We start from the raw sequence: 23,014 nt of genomic DNA, 5'->3' as shown, positions 1-23,014 counted from the left end.
TTCGCTCCCCTAGCTTTCGTCCCTCAGTGTCAGTTATGGTCCAGCAGAGCGCTTTCGCCACCGGTGTTCTTCCCGATCTCTACGCATTTCACCGCTACACCGGGAATTCCCTCTACCCCTACCATACTCCAGTCTCTCAGTTTCCACTGCCTTTATCTAGTTAAGCCAGACGCTTTGACAGCAGACTTGATAAACCACCTGCGGACGCTTTACGCCCAATCATTCCGGATAACGCTTGCATCCTCCGTATTACCGCGGCTGCTGGCACGGAGTTAGCCGATGCTTATTCCTCAGGTACCTTCAACTTATTATTCCCTGAGAAAAGAGGTTTACAACCCAAGAGCCTTCCTCCCTCACGCGGTATTGCTCCGTCAGGCTTTCGCCCATTGCGGAAAATTCCCCACTGCTGCCTCCCGTAGGAGTCTGGACCGTGTCTCAGTTCCAGTGTGGCTGATCGTCCTCTCAGACCAGCTACCGATCGCCGTCTTGGTGCGCTCTTACCACACCAACTAACTAATCGGACGCGAGCTCATCTCCAGGCAGCTAGCCTTTCACCCATGGGCACATCCGGTATTAGCAGCCGTTTCCAACTGTTGTCCCGGACCTGAAGCCAGATTCTCACGCGTTACTCACCCGTCCGCCACTATCTCCGAAGAGACCGTTCGACTTGCATGTGTTAAGCATACCGCCAGCGTTCATCCTGAGCCAGGATCAAACTCTCCGTTTTGAAGTGTTCTTGCTCCGACACACCCTAGTGCGTCCGAGCCTCTTGGCTTATTATTTTTCTTTTGTGAGCGGGTAACAAACCGCCACTTAATTTTTTGACGAGGTCTTTAATTGCTTGGCTTTCAAACTATTGCTTTATCTTGGTTCGGTTGTGCGGGCGTTTCTCTCTCGCTTCACACTTTATCTAAGGTAACAACCCGATTTTGCTTTGTCAAGGGTTTTTCAAAAGTTTTTTTGAATCACCAGATAAATGTGTTTCTAACCCTTACCCAGTAACAGTTTCAATGCTTTCACCATCACTGGGCTTTCCAACTTATTTATATTGTCTTGTAACTAAGTAGCCAAAAATTGGAGTAATCTGGGGTGAATCGGACTTAACCGACCCCAGATTACCTTGCTCATTTGAGCACTCCCAAAGTGGGGTATTGTTTGCCTCGACACAGCTTAAAGGCTTGTTAATGGATTTCGGTGTTGCACTGTGTGACGCAGCCATGTTCCTTGTCCGACGCTTGAGACTGGCTAATCTCATTAAGTCCTGACCTTTAAGCGGACTGAAACCCAGAAACTGTGAATCCAGCCCTGATAGCGCAGCGTAGCGCAAATACGCCATAGGAGAGTTTCCCAAGCCCTAGGGACTGGCGTATAGCCCTTGCGGGCATAGCCTGCGGCATCGCGAAGCCTGTGCCTTGCACATAGCGTCTCTGTCAGGAGACACCCGAAGGGGTAACCTTGAAACTAGTTCAAAGTTGAGTCATGCTGGAGTCAGTAAGTCGAATTGCTCCGATTTACTCTGGATTGCGCGACCTGAAAAGGTCGTTTAGTACGGGAAGCCTACTTCCCTAGCGGATTCATACCCGCTACCCCGGCGTAAAAGGCTCATAAGAGTCCGGTCACGCCTCAAGTAAGTAATGAACGAGGTGGAATGCAGACCACGAAAGTAACCGAAGCTGCCAGCCCTAAGGCGGTCAGGGGCAAAGGGGAATCCTTTAAAGGTGAACGCGAGTGAACTATTAGATAAACTGCGTTATACGAAAAGGAGCTAAATCGGGCTGATAAGCTCTGACCAAAAGGTAAATGGATCGGATTTATAGCTTGTCCATCTATAAATCGTATGAACATAACTTCCATCGCAGAATAGATAGCACCTAAAAGAGGATAGAAAACTAAACGGTACAACAGGGTAAGCCCTACAGAGTCTAAGAGAGGTCGATTACTCTTAGTAGGTCTGAGGTAACAAAGACGGAACTCTCTGGAGGGTAAAGGATGGAAGAAAAAGCGAATGCTGGTTTGTAGCAAACCAGATAGGGGCTGAAACATCACTCCTGACCGAAAGGAAAAGCAGACTTCTTCTGGGTCTTATACGAAGGAAACTAAACAAAGGAATCTAATCTAAGGACAAGTTAGATGATGTCAGAACTGACTTCAAACGGACTGAAGAAACAGCTAGTAAACTGGAACCATATTAATTGGAAAAAAGTTAATAAAGCTGTCAGAAACCTACGGCAAAGAATCTTTCGTGCGAGTCAGCTTGGGGACTTCCGTAAGCTGAGAAACTTACAGAAGTTGATGCAAAGAAGCTACGCCAACTTACTATTATCTGTTCGACGCATCACCCAGACAAATCTTGGAAAAGCAACGGCAGGAATTGACAAGGAAATCGTCAACACCCCAGAGCAACGGGTGATTCTGGTAAACAATTGGCAAGGGGGAAACCTTAAACCAACACGAAGGGTAGAAATACCTAAGCCTAACGGCAAGTTTCGACCGCTCGGCATCCCGACCGTGCGCGACAGAATCGAACAGGCAATGGTTTTGAACGCACTCGAACCCGAATGGGAAGCCGTATTTGAACAAAACAGTTATGGCTTCCGACCGGGAAGAAGCTGTCAAGACGCAATAGAACAAAGCTTCAACTTGCTTTCAAGATGGCACAATTGGGTTCTAGAAGCTGACATCAAGGGATTCTTCGACAACATTGCCCATGAGTCCATTCTGAACATGGTGAGCAACTTCCCAAAACGGGAACTCATCAAAGGATGGTTAAAAGCGGGTTTTGTGTTCCAAGGACATCTTCACCTCACAGAACAAGGCACACCACAGGGAGGAGTCATCTCACCCTTACTTGCCAATATTGGGCTGCATGGCTTAGAAACCTATATAAAAGCCACCAACCCAAAATTTGGCGTGGTGCGATATGCCGACGATTTCATCGTCACGGCAAAAGACAAGGAAAGTCTCGAAACTGCCCAAAACCTGATTCAAGCATGGATGTCGAAGAGAGGTCTTGAATTGAGCGCTGAGAAGACGGTAATCACGTCAATGGAAGAGGGCTTCGATTTCCTGGGGTTCAACTCCCGGCACTACGATGGAAAACTCCTGATTAAGCCGTCAAAAAAGAAGGTGTTAACCTTCTGCAAGCGGATTGGTAAGGAAATCAAAAACCTGAATGGTGTAGAACAGGAAGTTCTTATTTACAAGCTTAATCCAATTCTCAGAGGTTTTGCTAACTATTACAAAGCGGTAGTCAGCAAGGAAACTTTTGGCTATATCTCACACCGAGTATGGCAATACCTTTGGCGTTGGGCAAAGCGTAGACACCCCAATAAAAACTCAAAATGGGTACGCTGGCGTTACTTTAAGACCATTAAAGGTAACAAGTGGGTATTTGCTTGTACAACAAGTGACCGACAAGGTAAGGATAAAGAACTTGTCCTATATCAAATCGCGTATACGCCTATCGAACGCCACATAAAAGTCAAAGGCGACGCTAGTCCCGATGACCCCTCCTTAAAAGAGTACTGGAGAAAACGCCACCAAAAATTTGGGAAATCTCGCTTTGAGAAGGGTTCCAAATTATATAAGATAGCAGAAAACCAAAACTGGATTTGTCCAGAATGTGGCGAACCATTATTCAATGGAGAGGAAATCGAAACCCATCACATAGTACCTGTTGCAGAAGGTGGAACAGACGACGTGGGAAACCTCCAGCACCTGCACAAAGCGTGCCATAAACAGGTACACAAAACCCCAGTGAAAACTCGTTTGAAGTAAGGCTTGAGCCGTATGAGTGCGAAAGTCTCATGTACGGTTCTTAGGGGAGGGGAGAGCGGTAACGCTCAAACCTTACCCGACACTCCAGTTCACTTACTCCTCTTGGTTCGGCATCTCAGCTTTGATTTAGTTGGGCTGATACTTCTTCCAGGATAACTCCAATTTTTCTTTTAGAGTCAAGCAGCCATTACAAGGAAACACAATTAGATTGGGCTAGTCCTTACCTTAAAAAGAATTGTCACAAGTTCCTTGGCTGTAAAAGGTTTTAATAGGAATGCTGCAACTCCACCACTTTTTTCTACTTCTGCAAGAATTCCGCTGTCTGCATATCCGCTGACAGCGATGATTTTTAGCGTGGGGTTAATTTTTTGTAAGGTGCGGATAGTTTTTGCTCCATCCATGTGCGGCATCATCATATCTACGATCGCTACACTAACACTATCTCTATGTGTGGCGTAGAGAGCGATTGCCTCCATACCATCACTTCCAGTTATGACTTTATAGTCATAAGTTTCTAAAGTTGTTTTAGTAATTTGCCGGATAGCAGCTTCGTCATCTACAACTAAAATCAACTCTCCTTGTCCTTTAGGCAGTTCCATATCTTTTGGCAGATATGTTTCATTTGTTTCCACAGCAGGCAAGTATACCCTAAAATGCGTGCCACTACCGACTTCACTTGTTAAGCTCACAAAGCCATTGTGACTTTTCACAATACCTATTACAGTTGATAAACCCAGCCCAGTTCCTTTGCCAACCTCTTTAGTCGTGAAAAATGGCTCAAAAATTCTCTCCGCTATTTCAGCAGGAATTCCCGTACCAGTATCCGAAACAGTAATTCCAATATAGGAGCCAACACGGGCTTCAGGATGCGTTTTGGCATAAATTTCGTCAATAATGATATTTTTACAAGTAATCGAGAGCGTACCGCCAGTAAGCATTGCATCACGAGCATTCACTACCAAATTCATTAAAACTTGGTGCAGTTGGGTAGCATCCCCAGTAACAGTCCAAAGCTCCTGTGGTACATTTGTGTAGAGTCTAATTGATTTTGGAAATGTCTCTAGAACAATATGCTTGATTTCATCAATCAAGTGTTTCACTTGCAGAAGTGTATGTTCCCCTTCAATTCCTCGTGCAAACTGTAAAACTTGTCTAACTAAATCAGCTCCTCGTCTGGCATTAGTTTCTAGTATATCCAGCCATTCCTGACTTTGCTGGTCATCAAGTTTGGTTTGCAGTAACTGAACCGCCATCACAATTGGGGAAAGCACATTGTTCAAGTCATGAGCAATTCCACCAGCAAGTGTCCCAATGCTTTCAAGTCGCTGGGTACGGAGAAATTGTTCTTCAAGTTGTTTCTTCTGTGTAATATCACTTCTTATCGATACATATTGATATGGTTTCCCGTCATTATTTAACAACGGCACAATAGTCGTATCCACCCAGTAATATGTTCCGTCTTTAGCTCGATTTTTGATTTCACCTTTCCAAACTTGACCGCGAGAAATCGCGGTCCACATATCCTTAAAGAACTCCCCTGGATGATGACCAGAATTGATAATGCGATGGTTTTGTCCTAACAGTTCCTCTCTAGAATACTTTGAAATAGAGCAGAACTTATCATTAACGTAAATAATTGTTCCTTTATAGTCTGTAATGGCAACGATAGATGATTGATCTAACGCGAACTTGATATCTGCTAAATCTTTTAAAGATGTTTGTAAGGCTATCTCTCCACTAGTATGTTCTATCAAGTGTCGTCGAAATTCTAATTGGGATACAACTTGGTGGCTGAGAAGTTTCAACGCTTCTATTTGTTGCCAATTCAATTCTCGAGGGATATAGTCAAATACACACAAAGTTCCCAAAGGGAACTCCTCTTTTGCAATCAAAGGCACACCCATATAAAAACGAATGTGTGGGAAATTAGTCACTAATGGATTTTTGGCAAAACGAGGATCTCCTAAAGCATTTTGAACAATCAACAAATCCGATTGCAAAATAGTATGAGTACAAAAAGAGATTTCACGAGGCATTTGTTCCACTAACAGCCCTACCTTTGACTTGAACCATTGTCGGTGCTCGTCAACTAAAGTAATCAGTGCAATTGGGGTGTTACAAATTTGAGATGCTAGGCGAGTTAGGTCATCGAATATAGGTTCAGGGTCAGTATCGAGGATTTTATACTGAGACAGCGCTGTGAGCCTCTCAATTTCACTTTTAGGTAGTAAAGCTTTCATGAACTTGGCAACTCGATCTCAAATATCTTGGTTCTCCACCAAGTCTGAATAACAATACATCTTACTGTATTAATTATTTCCAGACTACTATACTCCAATGCTGTTGACGGTTCCACAAATTTATATTTAAAAATTTTAGTATTATTACTAACAAACATTAAGATATTTAGTCAAAAAAATTACTTTTTCAACAAAAAATATGGTAAGTAGATAAACAAAAAACATTACAAAGTATAAACACACTATTGTATCGAATTGATTTGTTAAATAAAAATAAATTTTATTATTGTTTTTAAAGTTTTTTAATATCTAACTTAAAATATATATGCAGACCAAGTAAAGTAGTAATTTTACATACAAACGTACCTTATCCCATTTCTCTAAAACTAGAATAAAAATTTAAAAAGGTGAATTATATAGTATTAATTTAGAGAATTAATATTACTAAATATCATACTCCAATCTCATCTATTGTAGCTCGATCGCTAATAATACCAAGCTCATGTAAATACCGTCACTTATTAAAAAGCTAACGATGAAGTGCCACAAGCAGAAGACCCCAATCGAGATCTCGAAGGCGAAATAGTAGGTGTAGATGCAGTCAAAAAAACTTCTCCTTGAGGACTGATTGTCCATCCTGTAGCTTCAACAATAGATTTTGACAACAAATCGTCACGCTTGTGGCTAACCGTAGTTGAAGTTGGAGAGACTTGAGTGTTGGGAGCAAGTGCAATCCAATCTGCGATCGCCGTTTCATTGTTCAGTGTTTCGTAAGGATTCGACGGTAAACCACCACGTCCAGTCATGACAAATCTGCTTTCTTCTCGGTCTGTCCTATCTTGACAGCTTTGACTTAGCCTTGCTTGAACAATTTCAGTTGGTAAATTAGTTTGTTGTAAATTAGGCTCGATACCAAGCAAATCGATTTGAACTGTGCCATCCAATCCAAAATCTGAACTAGCGTTGATGTCATTAAAAGATGTGAGATTGGAGCTATTTTCAAATCCATAAATTCCAGAACTCACAATTGTAATTCTACCACCTTTCCCTTGTCTGGCATTGGCAATGATGTCACTGTCTTCATTAGAGAAACCAATAATAAAACCATTAGGAATATTGATAGTAATATTACCCCCATTTCCATTATTTCCAGCATCAGCAGTTATTTGACTTTGGCGTCTCATCAAAAGCAAGTCTTGCAGTTGCAAATTAAGATCTCCACCTTCGCTAGATGCTGTTGTTGCTCGTAACTTTCCCCGATTATCTAAAAAAAGCGAGCGAGCTTGGATATTTAAATCACCTGCATCTTTTTGACCGCTACTAACGCTGACTTGTGAACCATCTCGAACAATCAACTGTCCAGTTATTAAGTTGATATTTCCACTTTTACCAGTAGATGCTTCAGAAGTACTCGCATATATTCCGCTAGCACCGCCAACAGTACCAAGTCGAATCTCTGCTTGTGTCTTACTCCTATATTTAATCACTGTTTGATTAAAGATGTCATCAAAATTGGGATTGCTACCTGAGATGTCAATACGATCGCTGGCATTAATAGTAATATTACCTGCATCACCACTACTAGAAGCACTTGTGAGAAGTTTTCCACCCCCAGTGAGTTCAACTCTCTTTGCATTCACGGCGATCGTACCACCAGGAAAATTTCCTTGACTCTCTGCCCTTAAACTCGCGCCATCTGATACACGTAAAGTTCCATTTGGGACGTTAATATTAATATCGCCTCCCCGATCGCTTGCTTTTTCCTCAGAGCTTGTCAGTAAAGTGCTGTATAATGCTGTTGATGAACGATTTTTTGGGGAAAATAACTCTGGTACTCTACCAGATATTTCTACTATATCTGTAGCATCAATTTGAATGTTACCAGCAGTTCCTCCCAACGCATTTCTTGCTGTCACTTCCGCTCCGGCAGTTACAAAAACAGATTTTCCGGATAAGTAAATTTTTCCTGCATTACCTTGGGCAGCAAAAGATCCTTGTGCAGCTCCAATATTAGTAGAAATCAAGCTATTTTCCACAAGTACAGAACCCGAGGATTTTAATGTAATATTTCCAGAATTACCTCTAACAAAGTTTGTGGCAACAAGGGAACTATTATTTGTTAAAGACACAGATTCTTGACCTTGCAGTGATATTTCTCCTGCATTAGTACCTGTAGTAAAGGTACTAGTGACTATATAGGCATTATTGAAAGAAATAGATCTGTTGGCTTTTAGTAATACGTTGCCACGACCTTGACCACCTCTAGCACTGTAGGTGGAAATCACCTTATTATCATAAGCTGAACCTTCAGATCGCCCAATTAAAACAATTGAGCCATCTGCTTGTAAGGATACGTTCCCACTACTTCCTCTTCCTATCGTGAAGTTATTACTAAAGTTGCTAGCATCAATTGCTGGTTTATCATCTGATGTCCGTTTTCCAGCTTCGCTAATATAAAGTGGATTATCTATAAAAATCTCACCAGCTTTAATATTGATATTACCTGCATTACCCTGACCTAAAGTACGGGTGCGGATTTGTCCGCCCGTGACCTCTACTTTACCCGCATTAATATTAATATTACCAGCATTACCAATCGCATCAGTTTCCACAATGTTTCTAACTTGGCTGTTCTGGCTTACCTTGACAGTACCTGTGGAATTTAAGATGACATCTTGTGAAGTTGAACCCACTGCACGCGCTCTCGATCCAATGCCTGCAGAGATGAAGCTCTCCCCGAAAATATTTATATCCCTAGCATTAATTATCACACCTCCCTGACCCTTACCAATAACTTCAACTTTTGCTTGCTCGATAAGTGATACATCTGATTTCTGTATATTCTCTGAAAAACGCAAATTCAAATTCTTGGTATTATCTACAAGCTCTACTGTTCCCGTGCCTGCTAATCCACCAATCTCTACTTGACCATCTAACGCCTGGATATTAGCAGCATTTAAGCTAACATTTCCGCCTAAAAGTACCAAACTCATACCTTCTCTAACTGACAGAGATGCTCCATTCACTTCAATGGGGGAAGTTGCTTGGTTGGAAATTTGATTGAATAAAAAGGCATTAGGATTGACACTTAACAATTGAGATGGCAGTGGGTTGGTGAGTTTAGTACTGAAAATGTCCCCATTACCCAAACGGATAGCATTTGCAGTCGTTCCGACAAACGAACCCATTACGTCCAAACGGGCTGTAGGACCAAAAACAATACCATTAGGATTCATGAAAAACAGATTGGCATTACCCCCTGTCACACCAAGGGTTCCCAGAATTTGAGAAGGGTTTGTACCAGTAACGCGAGTTAAAATATTCTCAACACCAGAAGGAAGCGTAAAGTAAGCACCTCTTCCTGCGTTAATATTAAATTCCTGAAAGCTGTGGAGAAGGTTGGCTCCTTTGACAACGCCACCTGAGATTGCTTCGCTTGGAACTCCTTTAATCGTCACATTGGGAGTCACTACAGAGTTTGAGACACCCAAAGAGTTATCTAGAACTATATTACTTTGAGCCAGTGCGGTACTTTCTGCAAGCACGAAAGTGGCTCCCGCGACTACCCCATTGATGAATGTCATGTAAGGGTTGCACCAACGCCACCCAAGGAAAGCTAGTCCCAACATTGCGATCCTCCTAAGTACGTGAACGAGAATTGTATAAGCGCCAGACGCTATTTTTTTGAGTGCAACCCCCTTATGGGTGAAATCTAAGTTTTAAGTTTTAAATTTTTCTCCTTCAATGCTGAACTCCTGACTATAGAAGATGACGCTGGCTTGATAAAAGATTACACTGTGGAATATGTTATGTTCTGTTTGTTTGCTTGTAGCAACACTTACATACATTTAATTCCATTGATAAACATCTGCTAAAGTCAAATTCTATATCAAAAGTCAGTTATGTCAGTTCATCAACGTGGTCGCGGTGCTACCGCTGATTTAATTATTGGTGTTGCAAATCACGAAAGCCACGCCATGCAGCATAATGCTACAGCAGTGGGTGCTCTTGCCAAACGCAAAGGAACAATATCTACCTTCCTTGCGCCCCTAACTCAGGATACTTTTAAGCAGGTTGTAGCCGAAGTTGAACAAAAACTACGGATTGTCAATCAAACCCTGTCCATGCTTGATTCTCAGGGATTTGAAACAATTTTGCAAGAAATGCTACATTCCATCACCTTAAAAACCGGGGAGTTACTGGGTGCAGATCGGACGACAATTTTTTTACTTGATGAAGAAAAGCAAGAACTGTGGTCTATTGTGGCAGAGACTGAGGGCAATCGCTCCTTAGAAATTCGCATCCCTGCGGATAAAGGTATTGCTGGTGAAGTGGCCACCTATAAAAAAGTTGTTAATATTCCTTTTGATTTTTACGACGATCCCCGCTCGTTGTTTGCTCAACAACAAGAAACAAGAACAGGCTACCGCACCTACACAATGCTAGCTTTGCCACTAGTGAATGAGGAAGGACAACTTGTCGCAGTTGTACAATTGTTAAATAAACTAAGATTTCCCAACGATCCAGACGCGGCTTTGTCAGAACGTATTGACATAAAAGGCTTTACAGAAGCCGATCAACAGCTGTTTCAAGAGTTTGCCCCCTCTATTAGACTGATTTTAGAATCCTCTCGTTCCTTTTACGTAGCCACTCAAAAACAAAGAGCTGCAGCCGCTCTCATGAAGGCCGTGAAATCCCTCAGTCAAAGCAGCCTTGATTTAGAAGATACTCTCAAGCGGGTTATGGCTGAGGCAAAAGAACTGATGAATGCCGATCGCAGTACGCTATGGTTAATAGACCGCGAAGCAGGGCAATTGTGGACAAAAATTACTCAAGATGACGGTTCTGTTAAAGAATTACGAGTCCCTATTGGCAAAGGTTTTGCAGGCATAGTCGCCGCAACTGGTAAAACGCTGAACATTCCTTTTGACTTATATAACAATCCAGATTCCGAAACAGCCAAACAGCTAGACCAACAAAATGGTTATCGTACCTGTAGCCTGCTTTGTATGCCAGTCTTTAATGCAGATGGAGATTTGATAGGCGTTACCCAGCTAGTTAATAAAAAGAAACCGGGAGATTTTCTGCCCTACGACCATGCTAATTGGCCGAATGCACCTGAGTGCTTCCAAGCAAGCTTCGATCGCAATGACGAAGAATTTATGGAAGCTTTTAACATTCAAGCAGGAGTAGCGCTGCAAAATGCCCAATTATTTGCCACGGTTAAACAGCAAGAACAACTACAGCGAGATATCCTCCGCAGTCTTTCCAATGGAGTCATTTCTACTGATAAAACGGGTCAAATTATTATTGCTAATGAAAGTGCCAAGCGTTTGCTCGGTTTGAATCCAGAAGAACGTTTGGAAGGTAAATCCGTTAGCGAAGTGATCAATATTAAAGAAGGTGATTTTCGCCGATGGTGCCAAGCAGCTTTAAATACAGCCGATTTAAAATACCGCGAACAGTACTATCCAGATCGAACGCTGCTAACCCCGAGTGAAGATCAAAATAGTATCAATTTGTCAATCAATACAATTGCTGATGCCAGTGACACCCAACAAGTCAGGGGGGCGTTAGTCGTCATGGATGATATAAGTGATGAAAAGCGGCTCAAAAGTACCATGTACCGCTACATGACTCAGGAATTAGCGGAAGAATTACTGAAATTAGATGATGCAAAATTGGGAGGCGATCGCAAAGAAGTTTCCATCTTATTTTCTGATATTCGAGGCTATACCACTTTGACAGAAAATCTAGAAGCGGAGGAAGTGGTCAGTATGCTGAACGAATATTTTGAATCAATGGTAGAGGCAGTTTTTCAGTACAAAGGCACGCTGGATAAATATATTGGTGATGCCATAATGGCTGTATATGGTTCTCCTTTGCCTTTACAAGAACACGCTTGGATGGCGGTACAGTCTTCAATAGAAATGCGCCATCGATTGGAAGAATTTAATGCTCGCCGTCGTTCCATCAACAAACCAACAATCAATATTGGAATTGGGATCAACTCCGATATCGTGATTAGCGGTAACATTGGTTCGAGCAAACGGATGGAATTTACTGCGATCGGTGACGGGGTTAACCTCGGATCTCGTTTGGAAAGTGTCAGCAAGCAGTACGGCTGCGATATCATTATCAGTGATAATACCTACGAACCTTGCAAAGAGCAAATTTGGGCGCGAGAACTAGATTACATTCGTGTCAAAGGTAGAAATGAGCCAGTTTCTATCTACGAGCTGATTGGTTTGCGTTCCGATCTCATTTGTAGTAACAAACTACAAATTATTGAATATTATCACCAAGGTCGCCAGTACTATATCAATCGTGACTTTGAACGTGCCAAACAAGAATTTGCTAAAGTTTTAGAGATTGACGGCAAAGACCAAGCAGCGATTTTACATTTAAAGCGGTGTCAGCACTGGCTGCAAAATCCCCCATCCGATCTTAATTGGGATGACGGTGTATGGACTTTTAAGGAAAAATAAAATTTCTTTTATTTATGGTGCAATCTACTAAGTTAATTTTGCGATCGTTCGTATCATCGAGGAACGATCGCAAAAAGTTTGGCCACAACACGTATGAACCTTTGGGCTTGTTCTGTTCCCAACTTTTAAACTTCAATAGGTGGACTAACATCTGATAGTTTTTTTGCGTACCACTGGTGAGCGACCCACTAAAATCTCACACTTAACAGTAAAATCTGGTAAACTTGTCTCAACCCTGCATTACCCATCATCGCAAAACACTGTAGAGGCGTTTTCAGCAGCACGTCTTTACAAAGATTTTATGGAATTTAAATAAATTCTACACTGATTCGCGTCAACGTTAGAATCACAGGAACAAATTATGAAACTGGAAGGAAAGGTTGCGTTAGTCACAGGTAGCAGTCAGGGCATTGGACAGGCGATTGCTATTTGTCTGGCACAGGAAGGAGCAAGTATTGTCATCAACTACCGATCGCATCCCGAAGGAGCAGAAGAAACCCTGTCAAAGGTCAAGGCTGCTGGCGGTCAGTGCCAGATAGTAGACGGATTTACAGTCCAGGCAGATACCGGAATTATCTCCGATGTGCAACGCATGATTGCAGACAGCGTTTCTCACTTTGGCAAGCTAGATATTCTAGTAAACAATGCAGGCATTGAAAAGAACGCTGATTTTTGGAATGTGACGGAAGCTGATTATGATGCTGTTATGAATGTGAATCTCAAAGGAGTTTTCTTTGCTACCCAAGCATTTGTAAAACACCAACTTGAAATCAAGCAACCAGGCAAGATTATCAACATTAGTTCCGTACACGAAGAGTTGCCCTTTCCTCACTTTACTGCTTACTGTGCAAGCAAAGGTGGCTTGAAGATGCTGACTCGTAATTTGGCAGTTGAACTGGGGCCTTATGGTATTACTATCAATAACGTTGCTCCTGGAGCAATAGAAACTCCCATCAATACCAAACTCTTAAACAATCCAGAAAAGCTAGGAGCGCTCCTCGAAAATATTCCTCTAGGACGATTGGGACAACCAAAAGATGTTGCCTCTGTTGTGGCGTTTTTGGCTTCTTCTGAGTCAGATTATGTAACAGGAACCACATTCTTTGTTGATGGTGGATTGCTCTGGAATTATCAAGAGCAATAGAGGCGAGAGCCTTTCAGATTTTTTATTGAAGGACAGTTCAACTCATGACTCCAGAAGAAATAAGATTGCAGCAGGATCGAGAACGTACAGCTTATTGGAAACGTTGGGGACCTTATGTGAGCGAGCGACAGTGGGGTACGGTGCGGGAAGATTACAGCCGCGATGGAACTGCTTGGGATTATTTTCCCCACGAGCAAGCTCGCTCGCGCATTTACCGTTGGGGTGAAGATGGCATTGCTGGAATTTCTGACAGCCGACAGCGTTTGTGTTTTGCGATCGCTCTTTGGAATGGTAACGATCCAATTTTAAAAGAGCGTCTGTTTGGACTGACGGGAACGGAAGGCAACCACGGCGAGGATGTGAAAGAGTATTATTTTTATCTGGACAATACTCCAACTCATTCCTACATGAAGTGCTTGTACAAATATCCCCAACAGGCATTTCCCTATACGCAACTAGTGCAAGAAAATCAGCGCAGAAACAAATTTGAACAGGAATTTGAGCTACTCGATACGGGTGTATTTGCCGAAAATCGCTACTTTGACGTCTTTGTAGAGTACGCTAAAGCAGCACCAGAAGATATTTTGATTCAGATTGAGATCGCCAATCGAGGCTCACAAAAGAGCACTCTTCATTTACTGCCAACACTTTGGTTTCGCAACATCTGGGCTTGGAATCCGAATTTTGACCAGCCCTTCATCAAAGTGGTTCAGTCAGATACCAACTTTAGTTTAATTGAAGCGGAGCATTCAACCTTAGGAACTCGCTGGCTGTATTGCGAAGCAGGAGCAGAACTCCTCTTTACTAATAACGAAACAAATTACGAACGATTGTTTGGTGTTAGCAATAGCTCGCCTTACGTTAAAGATGGCATCAACGAGTATGTAGTTAACGGACAGACAGCAGCTGTCAATCCAAATCGTATAGGCACAAAGTTTGCCTCCCATTACACGTTATCCATCGCTCCAGGTGAAACTAAAAGAGTACGTTTGCGATTGAGCGACGTACAAACCCTTACAGATCCATTTGGCGTTGAGTTTGACACAATTTTCAAGACTCGTATAGCAGAAGCTGATGAGTTTTACCAGCGCGTTAATCCTTGGACCATATCAGAGGATGAGCGCAACATTCAGCGACAGGCATTTGCTGGATTGTTGTGGAGCAAACAGTACTATCACTACGTCGTCCATGACTGGCTGAATGGCGACCCCAAACAACCGCCACCTCCATCAGAACGAAAAGGCGGGCGCAATCACGAGTGGATTGCCCTATTTAGTGAAGATATTCTCTCAATGCCAGATAAATGGGAATACCCCTGGTTTGCCGCTTGGGATTTGGCATTTCACTTGATTCCTTTAGCTGTCATAGATCCAGATTTTGCAAAGTTGCAACTGGACCGCTTGACACGGGAATGGTATATGCAACCTAACGGACAATTGCCTGCTTATGAATGGGCATTTAGTGATGTCAATCCACCCGTACAAGCATGGGCAGCTTTACGCGTTTATCAAATCGAGCAGAAGTTGTATGGAAAAACCGATCGCTCTTTTTTACAACGTGTTTTTCACAAGCTGTTGCTCAATTTTAACTGGTGGGTCAATCGCAAAGATGTGGAAGGTAACAACGTCTTTCAAGGTGGGTTTTTAGGGCTGGACAATATAGGCGTATTCGATCGCAGTAAGGAACTCCCCACCGGGGGATATCTCAACCAGGCAGATGGCACAAGCTGGATGGGTATGTACTGTTTAAATATGCTAGCGATCGCTCTAGAGCTAGCTAAAGACGATCTCGTTTACGAAGATATTGCTAGCAAATTCTTTGAGCATTTTCTTTATATTGCAGATGCAATTGATGGCATTGGCAATGCCGATATTTCTTTGTGGGATGAGGAGGATGGCTTCTACTACGATGTGCTGCGGTTACCCGACAGCAGGCAGTTTCCATTAAGAGTACGATCTATGGTGGGATTAATTCCTCTATATGCCGTTGCAGTTTTACAATTGGAAACGTTACAGCAGTTTCCTGGGTTTAAACGACGCATGGAATGGTTTATTCGCAACCGTCCCGATCTTAAACAGAATGTCGCTTGCATGGAAACACCAGGAGTCGGCGCAAGAAGGCTTTTGGCAATTGCCTATCGCAGCAAACTGCAACGCATATTGCAACGGATGCTGGACGAGAATGAATTTTTTAGCCCTTACGGAATTCGCGCAGTTTCCAAGTATCACTTAGAACATCCATATGTATTGCGTCAAGGCGAGCATGATTACTGCGTCCGCTATGAACCTGCGGAATCTACCACGAGTCTGTTTGGCGGTAATTCTAACTGGCGCGGTCCCATTTGGTTTCCAGTCAACTACTTGATTCTTGAAGCACTTTGGAAGTTTCATGAATATTTTGGAGATACTTTTCAAGTAGAATGTCCCACAGGTTCCGGACAATATATGACTTTGCGGGAAGTGGCGATCGCATTATCCAATCGTTTAATTGCTATCTTTCAACAGGATGCTACAGGTCGCCGTCCGGTGTATGGCGGTCTTGAAAAATTTCAATCCGACCCCCATTGGCGCAATTACATCTTGTTTCATGAATATTTCCATGGAGATAACGGCGCAGGTATTGGAGCGAGCCATCAAACAGGCTGGACGGGGTTAGTCGCTAGTATGATTCTCCAAATTTCTGAATACCGGGCGCAAGAGGATAATGGAAAGCTTTAGGAAGCATTTACCGGAATATTTAATGGAAGCGGCAGAACTGGGAATATTTATGATTGCTGCAGGAGTGTTAACCTGCGTGTTTGAGTATCCCAGTTCTCCCATTCATCAAGCAATTCCTAATGGAGATCTCCGTCGATTTTTCATTGGTATAGCTATGGCGTTGACATCCATTTCCCTCATTTATTCTCCTTGGGGGAAACAATCCGGCGCACACATGAATCCTGCTGTCACGGTTACCTTTTACCGTTTGGGAAAAGTTAAACGACAGGACGCTATCTTCTATATTCTGTTTCAATGTTTGGGTGGATTGGTTGGTATATACTTGGTGGCATTATTGCTGGGAAAAGTTTTCACACAAGCACCCGTGAACTATATTGTTACAGTGCCGGGAAAACTGGGATGGATTGCGGCTTTATTGGGTGAATTAGTCATTGCATTTCTGATGATGATGACTATTTTGCTGACTAGTAACAATCCAAAACTCAATCGGTTTACAGGGTTATTTGCTGGATTTTTGGTAATACTTTACGTCTTTTTTGAAGCTCCCTTATCCGGCTTTGGCATGAATCCCGCCCGCACCTTTGCCTCTGCCTTTCCATCTCAAATTTGGACGGCATTTTGGTTGTATGTCATTGTGCCACCTGTTGGTATGTTGCTGGCATCAACGTTGTATCAATCTCTATTTGGATCGCGAGCAGTTAAGTGTGCCAAATTGCATCACGACAATCACAAACGCTGTATTTTCCGCTGTGATTACAACCGTAATGGCAACATTGATTTGAGCGATCGCCTTCCCATTTAAGGAAAACACTCATGACAACAAGCACCCATTATGATGTCATTATTATCGGTACCGGGGCTGGTGGTGGCACTCTAGCATATCATCTTGCTGCAAGCGGCAAGATGATTTTAATCTTGGAGAGAGGTACATTTTTGCCTCGAGAAAAGGAAAACTGGAGTGCGTTGGAAGTATATCAACGAGAGCGATACCATACTCAAGAGCAGTGGTATGACGTAAATCACAAACCCTTCCGTCCGGCAATGAATTACTGGGTTGGTGGTAACACAAAAGTTTATGGTGCTGCTTTATTGCGATTGCGGGAACGCGATTTTGAGCAGGTAGAACATAAGGACGGCATCTCACCAGAATGGCCGTTAAAATACCATGATTTTGAACCGTATTATACTCAAGCCGAGCAGCTTTACGATGTTGGCGGTCAGGCAAATGTAGATCCGACAGAGCCTCCTAGGAGTCTACCGTATTCTCATCCTCCAGTCCACCACGAACCTCGAATGCAGGAACTGGTCGATTGTTTGAAGCTAGCTGGGTTGCATCCCTTTAATCTGCCACTAGGGTTGAAACTTAACGAAGTAGATAAAAGTCTGGGGAACTGTATTCGCTGCAATACCTGCGATGGCTTTCCCTGTCTCACTCGTGGCAAAGCGGATGCTGAAGTAAATTGCGTTCAGCCCATTCGCCATTATGCAAATATCACTTTACTAACTGATGCCAAAGTGACTCGCTTGCATACGAGTCCTTCTGGTCGGGAAGTGACGCAAGTAGAAGCCGAAATTCATGGGGAACATCAATTGTTTACAGGGGATATTGTTGTGGTGTCTTGCGGTGCAATTAACTCAGCAGCATTGTTATTGCGATCGCACAATGACAAACATCCTGATGGATTGGCAAACAGTTCCAACCAAGTGGGTCGCAACCTGATGAAGCATATTTGCATGGCAATGGTGCAACTCAACACAAAAGTGAATCCATCTGTTTATCAAAAGACGATTGCCATTAGCGATTTTTACTGGGGCGAACCTGATTTTCCCTACCCCATGGGCATGATACAAAATACTGGCAACGTCTTAGCAGATATGTTACCCGCTGAAGTTCCTGCACTGCTAGCTCCACTCTTAAGAATGCGACCCGGAGCAGAACTGAAAACTGTTGCCGATCGCACTGTCGGATGGTGGCTGCAAACTGAAGACTTACCCGATCCTGAGAATCGCGTGCGGATGGAAGGCGATCGCCTCTACTTAAACTATAAACCCAACAACCTTGAAGCAAGCGATCGGCTTGCCAAACGTTGGGTAGGAATTCTCAAAAAAGTCGATAAGGCAGAACACTTGGTTCCATTTAGTCTTTATCCCCGCAACATGATGCCATTGCAGTCAGTCGGTCATCAATGCGGTACTTGTCGATTTGGTCAAGATCCGACCACTTCCGTACTGGATGTTAATTGCCGTACCCATGATGTTGATAACCTCTATGTTGTTGATGGCAGTTTCTTTCCATCGAGTTCTGCTGTCAATCCCACACTAACGATTATTGCCAATGCATTGCGAGTGGGCGATCTCTTGTTACAACGATTGAAGTGACATAAAATCATCTCTCGTTCCCAGGCGAAGCGTGGGAACGAGGTGAAGCGGCGAGAGTTCAAGGAAATATTGAATTAAAAAAGTTATAGAACTGTAACCTTCCATAACCAAGAAATTGACCGTGGGCGTTGTCTCCTGGTGGAAACGCTGTCACTCCAAATAGATAGACTCCTGCAACGGCTGGATTTCTTATCGGCTTTAAACCTACGGTCACAATTTTACCAGGGGACAAAGGTGGATCGAAGGTAAGAGATATTGTTTTTGTTTTGCGATCGCTAGAAGCATCTTTAAGTTCTACCCGTTGTCCTCGTTCAGAACGAGTTCCTTCAAAAGCACGACTGTCTTTGAGGTCAAAGCGTATGTAATCGGCTCCCTCTCGTTGATTAATTGTTATCTTTTGCAGTGGTTCTCCAGCAGTTTCCGGTACGCTGACAGTGAAGTAGTATGTTGCACCCCACACATAAACATCCTTATAAGTTGTTACTACATCTTCTAAGCGGGGTGGTTGAGTAAAGTAGACTTTGCCATCTCGCAATTGGACTGCTTGACTCAAGTTACTAGAATAATTACCAACTGCTAAAGTACAAGCCATTGCTGTACTAAGTAAATATGCGACGCGCATTGCTTTTTAAACTTACAAAGATAGGACAGGCTGCACACCCTGTTTTATAAAAAATTTTACTTACACTTAATATGCTAGCACTTAGCAACTTCTTGACTCTTCTTAACAAGATGTAAATTTTATTAAGAATTTTATCAGAGAAATTACGGTGTAATTCAGAATAAGGCTCAATTTTTTGTAAGAGTGCAAATGATTGTAAAGGATAATTGATACTTGTTGTCAAAATCCTTTGTTAGGTTAGACACTAGAGATATAAACATATGCAATTTTCCTATGAACGCTATTTCTAACGTCGAACTAAAACGGCCTCTTTGGCAGGCTGTTGCCATGCTGACATTAGGCTTCTGGCTTAGTGCCAGCCTGGTTTTGACTTGGGTAATTATGCCTAGTTTGTATGTAACGGGCATGATGACTCAACCTAGTTTTGCATCAGCTGGTTACGCAATTTTCTGGAATTTTAATCGCATTGAGTTACTGTGCGCGAGCTTGGTATTAGTCAGTGTATTGGCTTTGTGCAATACTCAAGCGAAGTGGCGTCTGAGTTCAATTATCTTATCGGTGTTACTGCTAGGTATAGCTTTGGTGGATACCTATTGCTTGACTCCGCAAATGTCTGCTATTGGTATTCAACTAAATTTCTTTGAGACTGTTGTTGAAACTCCAGCCAATATGAATTTATTGCACGCTGGTTATTGGGCATTAGAAGCAATCAAACTCGTGGCAGGTTGCACCTTGTTAAACTGGTGCTGGCGACGCTAAATAAATCACTATTAGTTCGTAGTTGCCCTTTAGCGCGTACATCGCAACTACGCACTAATTTCGATTATCTAGCATTTCTTTATTTTTTATTATTGACTGTAAAAATAATTCTGTTTTACCTATACGCAATCTGTAAAATCCGTCCCAATTACCTTTCATCTTTTTGATATCTAGTTCTGTAAATGGGATAACTCCTTGCTATTTAACAAAAACAACAAGTTGGTATATTTGCCTCCGAAGAATTTCGACATCTTCGGGATTCGCTTTTTCTAAAAATTTAATTGCTTTTTTGCGAAATCTGATTGCCATGTTTAATCCAGTCAGTCATATCCAGGACTTCATCATCACTATCTTCTGAAGGTGAACCAAACTCGGCTTCCAGTTCGCTTTGTTCTTGGTCACTGACGTAAGGAATAAGAATTTGGCAGAGTCGAAGTCTTTCTTCTTGTAAACTTCACGCATAGTTTCTTTAATCAACGCTTTTAATTCGTGAATTTCCACGCTCGTTCCTCATATTAAGGTTAGAATATGTATTGTACCAAAGCTATATTATTGTGTGGAAGATGCCGTGAGCAATCAATTCGAGTGGCCAAAACCAAGCAAAGTAGCTAACTAAAGATAGGAATGCCAAAATTACCAGGATAGCGATCGCCAGAATTGAAAATATAAGTGGGGACATGGATTCTAAAAGACAGTCTAGTTTTAGAATCAAAGAAGCGATTGCGTTTTTCAGACATCAGATTTAATCGTTGAAGTACGAAACAAGCATTTGGGAATACAGTTGCACTGAGCGCGTTCGCTACCAGGCGTGACGCAGGCACAGACAGTGCAACTACAATCTAATATTGGAGCGTTACTTCACTATTCTACGATTTTAATTCCCTCAATGATACTTACCTCTGATTTTGTTGGAATAATTTGAGTGAGTTTGAACCCTGCAGCTTTAAATAGCTGATAAAACTCGGCTTCGCTGCGGATGCGTCCATTAGGGCTTATCACTAGCATATTTATGTCTATAAACTTACTTGCAAAAAACTCGTTTCCAGGAGGAATTAAAAAATCTATCACCAATAGCCGCCCTTGGGTATTCATAGCTTGATGACAGCGTTTAAGAATAGCGAGCGCTTGCCGATCGTCCCAATCTTGAATAATATGCTTGAGTAGGTAAGCATCTCCTCCTACAGGAACAGTCTCAAAAAAATCTCCCCCTACAAATTGATAGCGAGCGTTCATCGCTGCTGTTGAGAGGAAAGTTTGAGATCTGTTAATCACATCTGGTCGATCAAATAACACTCCTACCATAGTGGGGTAGGCTTGCAAAATATCAGTCAGTAAACTTCCTTTACCACCACCAACATCAACCAATTTGTTAATGAATGAAAAATCATAAGCTGCCATGATATCAGCATTTGCGTCTTTCGACTCTGCCATACCTCGATCGAAGATGTGACCTTGGGTTGGATTTTCGTCATTGTACTGAAACAAATTCATGCCGTACAAATGCTCAAAAGCATTTTCCCCTGTTTGCACACTATACATCAAATTTCCCCATGCTTTATAGTAATGCTCTTCACCTCGTAAGATAGCCTCAGCACGTATCGAACCGGGAACATCGCTTTGTAAACAAGTTGCTTGTGAAGTCAGTTGAAAACAGTAAGGTTCAGTTTCAGCAAAAATTCCAACACTTGCTAAAGCTCGCAATACTCGGTAAAGTGAATTGCTGTGGGTTTCTGTTGCAACCGCCAAGGTATCGCAGTGCTGAGAGCCATCTTTGAGCAAATCTGCAATCCCCAGTTTAGCGACTACATAGATACAACGTGAAACCCAGTATGCGTATACCCATTCAATTGCAGATAATTGGAATTGTGTATTGCGAGGTGTTAATGTAGATTCTGAGAGAGTCATGTCTTGGTACTTATTTAGTAGGACTTACACAATGAAAAGAAAAAGCAACACTTCTTACGGGGTGTTTTGGCTTTCTTAATACACCCTATAACCAGTCTTAATTCTCATGTTTTAACTCTAGTTCTTTCAGCTTGATAGCATCACAAACTCTGTCTGGAAGGAACTTTGACGCAGTCAAAACAAAATGCAAAAAAGCTTGTTCTTTTGACACAAAGTAGCGAGTTTTAGGTTTCCTTGCTTCCAAAGCTTTCTGGATAATACTTGCAACTTGTTCACATAGCATTCCTTTACGATTAGATTCTATTAACTGCTCTATACAAAATTTGTAAATATCACCATACATAGTCTTGGCTTCAGGCGGCATAGTAGTTAATTTTTTACTAAGGCTTTCTTCCACTTTATCTGGTGCTGCTGAGGCGATCGCTCCTGGTTCAACTAAAATTACTTCAATTCCCCAAGGATTTAATTCCATTCTCAACGCATCAGTAAAAGCCTCCATTGCAAACTTTGAAGCACACAAAGCCGAGAAAAATGGCGAAGAAACTTTGCCAGATACGGAACCAATATTTATGATTCGACCTTTGGCTTTTCGGATCGCGGGTAAGAATGCTTGTGTAACTGCAATTTGCCCGATAACATTGACTTCAAATTGCCATCTCAATTCATCAAGCTCAATATACTCCACCGGTCCGTCTATTAATATACCTGCATTATTAACTAATCCAATCAGTCCTTCATTACCGATGGTTTGAGAAACAAGTTTTGCAGCATTTCTAATCTGTTCTGATTGTGTAACATCGATAATAATCGGTGTTAAATTACCAGATGCAACTAGCTTTAGTGATTCAGCATCTTTTTCTTTACGAACGCCAGCAAAGACGCGGTACCCTTCTTTATCTAATAACAGTGCTGTTGCTCGACCAACACCCGTAGATGCTCCTGTAATGACTACCGCACCTTTTGTTCTTTGAAGCATTTCTCTT

The 23,014-nt window shown here is 42.3% G+C and carries 13 protein-coding genes and 1 rRNA gene (1 of these 14 only partly in view); 7 read left to right on the top strand and 7 right to left on the bottom strand.

The window, feature by feature from the left end:
- Positions 1 to 727 (bottom strand): 16S ribosomal RNA (locus tag AB0756_RS28440) (it extends 762 nt beyond the left edge of the window).
- A 1,403-nt stretch (positions 728 to 2,130) separates the two neighbouring features.
- Between AB0756_RS28440 and ltrA the strand changes: the two genes are divergently transcribed.
- Entirely contained in the window at positions 2,131 to 3,777 is a 1,647-nt protein-coding gene (ltrA, locus tag AB0756_RS28435; protein ID WP_038082281.1) for a group II intron reverse transcriptase/maturase, read from the top strand.
- Between the two features lie 203 nt (positions 3,778 to 3,980).
- Here the strand turns inward: ltrA and AB0756_RS28430 are convergent, their stop codons facing one another.
- Together AB0756_RS28430 and AB0756_RS28425 are read right to left on the bottom strand one after the other, a co-directional pair.
- Positions 3,981 to 6,017 (bottom strand): hybrid sensor histidine kinase/response regulator, encoded by a 2,037-nt coding sequence (locus AB0756_RS28430; RefSeq protein WP_050045657.1) that lies wholly within the window; start codon positions 6,015 to 6,017, stop codon positions 3,981 to 3,983.
- Positions 6,018 to 6,538: 521 nt separating this feature from the next.
- Positions 6,539 to 9,646, bottom strand: coding sequence for a two-partner secretion domain-containing protein (locus AB0756_RS28425; protein WP_050045658.1), 3,108 nt, complete (start codon positions 9,644 to 9,646; stop codon positions 6,539 to 6,541).
- 273 nt (positions 9,647 to 9,919) lie between these two features.
- On the opposite strand from AB0756_RS28425, the gene AB0756_RS28420 reads away from it, so the two are divergent.
- From AB0756_RS28420 to AB0756_RS28400, 5 genes are all read left to right on the top strand, one after another.
- Entirely contained in the window at positions 9,920 to 12,505 is a 2,586-nt protein-coding gene (locus AB0756_RS28420; protein ID WP_038081813.1) for an adenylate/guanylate cyclase domain-containing protein, read from the top strand.
- A gap of 361 nt (positions 12,506 to 12,866) precedes the next feature.
- Entirely contained in the window at positions 12,867 to 13,649 is a 783-nt protein-coding gene (locus AB0756_RS28415; RefSeq protein WP_038081815.1) for a glucose 1-dehydrogenase, read from the top strand.
- Between the two features lie 44 nt (positions 13,650 to 13,693).
- Entirely contained in the window at positions 13,694 to 16,366 is a 2,673-nt protein-coding gene (locus AB0756_RS28410) for an MGH1-like glycoside hydrolase domain-containing protein (protein ID WP_167844654.1), read from the top strand.
- On the top strand, positions 16,353 to 17,168 hold the full coding sequence (locus tag AB0756_RS28405; protein WP_038081816.1) for an MIP/aquaporin family protein: 816 nt from the start codon (positions 16,353 to 16,355) through the stop codon (positions 17,166 to 17,168). Before AB0756_RS28410 ends, AB0756_RS28405 begins: the two co-directional genes overlap by 14 nt.
- A gap of 11 nt (positions 17,169 to 17,179) precedes the next feature.
- Positions 17,180 to 18,745, top strand: a complete 1,566-nt coding sequence (locus AB0756_RS28400; protein ID WP_038081817.1) for a GMC oxidoreductase — start codon at positions 17,180 to 17,182, stop codon at positions 18,743 to 18,745.
- Between the two features lie 58 nt (positions 18,746 to 18,803).
- Here the strand turns inward: AB0756_RS28400 and AB0756_RS28395 are convergent, their stop codons facing one another.
- Positions 18,804 to 19,367, bottom strand: a complete 564-nt coding sequence (locus AB0756_RS28395) for a DUF2808 domain-containing protein (RefSeq protein ID WP_038081819.1) — start codon at positions 19,365 to 19,367, stop codon at positions 18,804 to 18,806.
- Between the two features lie 273 nt (positions 19,368 to 19,640).
- Between AB0756_RS28395 and AB0756_RS28390 the strand changes: the two genes are divergently transcribed.
- Complete coding sequence (locus AB0756_RS28390; RefSeq protein WP_038081822.1) at positions 19,641 to 20,126, top strand: DUF4149 domain-containing protein; 486 nt, start codon at positions 19,641 to 19,643, stop codon at positions 20,124 to 20,126.
- Positions 20,127 to 20,734: 608 nt separating this feature from the next.
- On the opposite strand, the gene AB0756_RS28385 is transcribed toward AB0756_RS28390, so the two are convergent.
- From AB0756_RS28385 to AB0756_RS28375, 3 genes are all read right to left on the bottom strand, one after another.
- Positions 20,735 to 20,863, bottom strand: coding sequence for a hypothetical protein (locus AB0756_RS28385; RefSeq protein WP_272899732.1), 129 nt, complete (start codon positions 20,861 to 20,863; stop codon positions 20,735 to 20,737).
- Between the two features lie 124 nt (positions 20,864 to 20,987).
- Positions 20,988 to 22,031, bottom strand: coding sequence for a methyltransferase (locus AB0756_RS28380; protein ID WP_038081824.1), 1,044 nt, complete (start codon positions 22,029 to 22,031; stop codon positions 20,988 to 20,990).
- Positions 22,032 to 22,128: 97 nt separating this feature from the next.
- Positions 22,129 to 23,007 (bottom strand): SDR family oxidoreductase, encoded by an 879-nt coding sequence (locus tag AB0756_RS28375; RefSeq protein ID WP_038081826.1) that lies wholly within the window; start codon positions 23,005 to 23,007, stop codon positions 22,129 to 22,131.
- Between the last annotated feature and the right edge of the window lie 7 nt (positions 23,008 to 23,014).

This window comes from Tolypothrix campylonemoides VB511288_2 (assembly GCF_045999855.1).
Taxonomy (GTDB): Bacteria; Cyanobacteriota; Cyanobacteriia; order Cyanobacteriales; family Nostocaceae; genus Scytonema; species Scytonema bouteillei_A.
Note: the sequence above shows the minus strand (reverse complement) of the source record. Positions and strands in the feature narration are given on the sequence as shown.